We start from the raw sequence: 4,972 nt of genomic DNA, 5'->3' as shown, positions 1-4,972 counted from the left end.
AATTACAGTGCCAAAAAATGAAGACATCTATGAAAACAAGGAAGAAGTTCTTATTATCCCAAATTCAGAAATTGAAAAATTCAAAAGTAGAGAGGAAGAAATAATAGTATTGAGAATAGCTAATTATTTACATGTTGAGGAAGTGAAAAAATTGGAAGAACAACTTAAAAATACTAATCAGGTGCCTACTTTGGAATTTGAAAAAGAAATTAATGAACTTAAAGCTGAAATTGCACGTAAAGATGAAGCGTTAAGTAAGATGGAAAATAAATATAATCATTTACATCAGGACAATATTGACTCACTTAAAAAAGAAAATGAGAACATCAAAGACAAACATTCCAAGTTAATCGTTGAAAATGAAAACCTCAAAACAAAGTTTGTCAACATCAAAACCGAAAATGAAAACCTGAAAACCAAATATTCCAGCATTAAGGAAGAAAATAAAAACCTGAAAACCAAATGTTCCAATTTAAAAGAAGAGCACACCTCAATTCGTGAAAGCTATAATCAGGTTTCAATAAAATATGACCATTTAAAACAAGAAAATCTCAACACCAAAACCAGCTATGCTGAAATCTATGAAATAAATGAAGGTCTGGAAAAAGATTACGATTCACTTTTAGGCGAATACAACGATTTGGTCGATAAATTCAATGACCTGCAGGACGAATTGTATAATCTTAAAACCCACCAATCCCATGATGACTATATCGCAAATAAAGTCAAGGAATTTATGCTGAACAGATCCTAAAGAGTTTCATAGTCATCCTGAAACTCAGGATTCCATCTTTTTAGGCTTGGAATGAAAAATGCAGTGATTCCAGTCGCTTGAGTTTCTGCAAGTCTAGGATTTTTTTCCATCATCTCTTTGGTTTTTCGAACAATCATTTCTTCTAAAGTTATGTCCGGTTCTGTATACTCACCATTCTGATAGCAGTCCTTACAAAATTCCGGATTCAAACTGCCGTCCTTGTTGGTACCATAGTCCTCTTTTACAATAGGTTGTCCGCAAGAATTACAAAATCCCATAAAAAAACTCCTTTTTTAAAAAAAAATAGTTGTAAATTAGAATTAATCTAATTTACTATTTGTCTTTTACTTCAATGTTTTCGTCTTCATCCATGGCAAGTCTCATGTTGTCAGGATCTGGGTCAAAGTGTTCTAAGAAGTCTTGTGCAGCCCTTCTTACATCTCTTGAACCGATAATGTATCTGCCTGCAATAATGATGTTTGCACCTTTCTGGATAGCTTCTTCAACATTGTTAGGTTTGATTCCACCAGCAACAGCGATAAGACCTTTATTGCCGAGTGTTTTCTTGATATCCTTAATATTACCCCATTCGGTCATGTCACTTACATCTTCACCGTGTTCGGCTCTGTATGATTCCATGTCAACATTTCTGTGTAATAAAACGATATCCGGTTTTAAATCATCAGGAAGTTGTGCTAATTTTTCTTCAAATCCTTTGACGTTCATCATATCAAGGATGGAATAGATACCTTGTTTTTGGGTTTCGTGAATTGCTTTTGCAATTGATTCGATTGTACCAAGGCCGGAAATAGCTACTGCGTCAGCGGTTTCATCTGCTGCCATTTTAACTTCAACACGACCAACGTCTAAAGTTTTCAAATCGGCAATGATGAATGCGTCCGGGCGTAAAGCACGGATTTTGCCGATGATTCCAACACCGAACTTTTTAACAAGTGGAGTACCTGCTTCAAGAAGGATTCTGTCATTGTCAGGCAAGTCACCGATGATTCTTTCCATTGCAGCCTCATTGTCAAGGTCAAGTGCAACCTGCAGGTATGGTGGACTCCATAATTTTTTGACTTTGAATCCCATGATTGGGTGAGTTCCACGGTCTTTTTCTGCAAGCACTTTTTCGATATCAGGATAGCCTTCCATAGCTCTTCTGATTGCTAATTTTGTTGCACCGTAGTTGTACTGATAGATTTTTCTGAAATCCTTTGCGGAAGGATCGATGAATACGCTGACATTGATTACAATATCTTCAACAATGTCTTTTGGAATGTATCCGTCTTCCACTGCATCAGCAACTGCTCTTGCTACAGCAGTCTGTGCAGGTCCGAAAATTTTACTTGCATCATCTAAATCTCCAACAGTTACTTTAGGAATGATTAAAGTAGCTGGTTTGGTCATTAAGTTAGGTCTAATTACACTGGTTAAAGGAGTGTGGCCTACAGAAAGATTTGATAAACCGTTAGCGAAAGCTTGACCAACTGGTCCTTGTTTATCACCGATTAATAAATCAATATGTGCTAATTCAGGGCCGTCTCCAATAAGAGCTTCTCCTATTTTATACATTGGGTCCATTAAATTTCCTCCATATTATAATATAATTTTTATTTTTAATAAACTATTGGAAGTTAATCCTTTTTGATATATCCTTTGGCAAAGGCAATTTTCTGAAAGGTTTTCCTTCACATTTAGCATTAATCTCATCAATCAATTCATCGACTGTCATGTCGACTTTTTCACCGGTTTCACGTACAGTCACTTGGAATTTACCGGTTTCAGCTTCCTTGTCTCCAACAACGAAAATGTATGGAATCCATTCTTTTGCTGCGTTTCTTATTTTCTTACCGACGCTTTCATCCCTGTCATCAATGTCAACACGGATATTGGAAGCATTGATTTTTGAGTACAGCTCTTCTGCAAATTCCTTGTGGTTTTCGCCGACTGTCAGTATTCTTGCCTGAATCGGACTTAACCAGGTCGGAAGCATTGGTGCGCGTTCGTTGATTTCAAGTGCGGTCTTTTCAAGCATTGCACATAACACCCTTTCGATACTTCCGGTAGGGGAGGTGTGCAATATTGTAGGATTGTGCTGCTCGCCGTCTTCACCGAGGTAGGTGATGTCAAATCTCTTACCGCTTTCAACATCGATTTGAACAGTAGGGTTTTCAATAGGACGGCCTAATGCGTCGATGTTTGCAAGGTCGATTTTGCATACCCAGTAATGGTGTCTTTCAGGTAAGATCTCCAATAGAATTGGTTTTTTGAACTTGTCGGCAATCTCATACATCCACTCTTCGTTTTCATCAAAGAAATCCTGGGTTGCCCTGAAAATAACTTCAAAGTCCAGGTTCAAGTCCACACCGGTCTGCATACACATGTCGGTCTGTTGGGAGAATTCTTCCAAAGATGCCTGAACGTCGGTACAGAATGAGTGGCAATCAGGCATTGTGAAAGCCCTTAACCTTTTAAGTCCGACAACTTCACCTTTTTTCTCATAACGGAAACTGTATCTGGTCAATTCAAAAATCTTTGCAGGGAAGTTTTTCCAGGTGAGATATGAATCGGACATCAGTCTGAATGCACCGAAACAGGCCGCAAACCTGAGCATCAGTTTCTTTTTGGTGTCGGTTCTGTATTGCCTTTCACCGAACTTGTATGCATGCTCATAGATTGCCTGGTTGTCCAGATCATAAAAGATTGGAGTTTCAACAGGCATTGCTCCACGGTCTACGGTAAGGTCGTAAACGTAATCTGCAAGCAGGTCCCTTATGAGTTTTCCTTTAGGGTACCATCTGAGGTTACCGACATCGGATGCAGGTTCATAATCACAGATTTCCTTTTCCCTCATCAGCTTGACGTGTGGAGGTTCTCCTTCGTCAGACGCTCCGCAGCCGAGCTCATAGTCAACCAATTGCTTGAAGGCATGGTTTGTGAATTCAAAATCTTCGATTTGAGTAATCTTGTTTCCTTCAAGGATTTGCCATTTTGAAGGTTTTCTTTCAACTTTTTCCTCTTCAGCATCGGCTGTGATTGTTCTTGAAAGTTCACTTAAAGGGTGTCCTTTACAGGAGATTTCAAACGCCTTATACCATCCGAAAGGTACTCTTTTTACAGTCAAGTTTTCAGCCAAAAGAGCTTCTTCTGCATCTTTTAAAATTTGAACAGCAACTTTTGGAGAGCCTAATGAAGAAGACAAGTGAGCATATGGATATAATACTATGTTTTCAGCTTTTACTTGATCATTAGTTTTCATGACTTCTTTAACTAGATTTTTAACAATACCTTCTGGATTATCTTCGTCGTCTTTTTCAACAGCTGTAAATACTACTAAAGAATCATCAAAGGAGCCTTCTTTTTTGGCTTCTTCAATCTCTTCAGCTACAGGTGTCTCTTTTTTCACATTGTAGTTTAAATAATCAGAATGAATAAGAAGTATTCTCATTTAATCACCATATATTAGTGATTAAATTTTTGATTTTAATATTATATAAAAATAGTTAATTTGAAAAAATAACTGGAAATTGAGTCGGCACATTAATTCGAAAAACTGATCTGAATAATGCTATGGTTTAATGAGAAGGATGATTAATAAAATAAATAGTTATGCCAATAATGTGGTGAATTCTTGATTGTATCTTAATTCTAATTGGTTGATGTGTTGTAATCGGGTGTTTTGTTTTGGTGAGTGTATATGAAAAAAATAAAAAAAGTAATAGAGATTAAAAATCTCTATCTTTTAACTGTTAATTTTTTGGTTAAGACATCTTTTCCATAAGTCATTCTGTATTTGTATTTTTTACCAACGGTGAGTTTTCTGACAACTGATTTTTTGAGTTTCCAGGTAGCTACACCTTTTTTGTTGGTTTTTACTTTATATTTTTTACCTTTGAATTTAATGGTAATTTTCTTGGATTTGAGAACTTTACCGTTTACTTTCTTCAAGGTAATTTTAATCTTATTGACTTTTTTGGATTTTTTGACCTTTTTGTTGGATGCCTTAATCACATGTTGCACTTTAACCTTGTTGGTTACTTTTACGCCTTTGTACTCTGCGGTGATAGTGTATGTTTTAACTTTCACTTTAGTGTTGAGTTTTAAGGTTGCGTATCCTTTGCTGTCAGTTTTAACGGTGTATGTTTTACCGTTATACTTGATAGTTACACTTTCACCAGCACCAACGGCTTTGCCGTCTTTAGTTACGAGAACTTT

General features: G+C 36.6%; 5 protein-coding genes. 1 reads left to right on the top strand and 4 read right to left on the bottom strand.

Annotated elements, in window-relative coordinates; genetic code table 11:
• Nucleotides 1-754: phosphoserine phosphatase (locus QZN27_RS08895; protein ID WP_296786594.1), on the top strand; the 754-nt coding region annotated here is incomplete at its 5' end.
• Here QZN27_RS08895 and QZN27_RS08890 read toward each other — a convergent pair.
• The 4 genes from QZN27_RS08890 to QZN27_RS08875 all read right to left on the bottom strand — a co-directional run.
• Nucleotides 751-1,032: a zinc ribbon domain-containing protein gene (locus QZN27_RS08890; protein ID WP_292600076.1), complete on the bottom strand. Its 282-nt coding sequence runs from the start codon at nucleotides 1,030-1,032 to the stop codon at nucleotides 751-753. The genes QZN27_RS08895 and QZN27_RS08890 overlap by 4 nt on opposite strands.
• A gap of 55 nt (nucleotides 1,033-1,087) precedes the next feature.
• Complete coding sequence (locus QZN27_RS08885; RefSeq protein WP_296786597.1) at nucleotides 1,088-2,329, bottom strand: bifunctional 5,6,7,8-tetrahydromethanopterin hydro-lyase/3-hexulose-6-phosphate synthase; 1,242 nt, start codon at nucleotides 2,327-2,329, stop codon at nucleotides 1,088-1,090.
• A 52-nt stretch (nucleotides 2,330-2,381) separates the two neighbouring features.
• A complete protein-coding gene (locus QZN27_RS08880; protein ID WP_296786591.1) occupies nucleotides 2,382-4,205 on the bottom strand; it encodes a threonine--tRNA ligase in 1,824 nt (607 codons plus the stop codon).
• A 287-nt stretch (nucleotides 4,206-4,492) separates the two neighbouring features.
• The coding region (locus tag QZN27_RS08875) for a hypothetical protein (protein ID WP_296786589.1) at nucleotides 4,493-4,972 on the bottom strand (480 nt) is incomplete at its 5' end.

The sequence above is a fragment of the uncultured Methanobrevibacter sp. genome (assembly GCF_900316895.1).
Taxonomy (GTDB): domain Archaea; phylum Methanobacteriota; class Methanobacteria; order Methanobacteriales; family Methanobacteriaceae; genus Methanocatella.
This window is presented reverse-complemented; position numbering and strand designations above follow the sequence as displayed.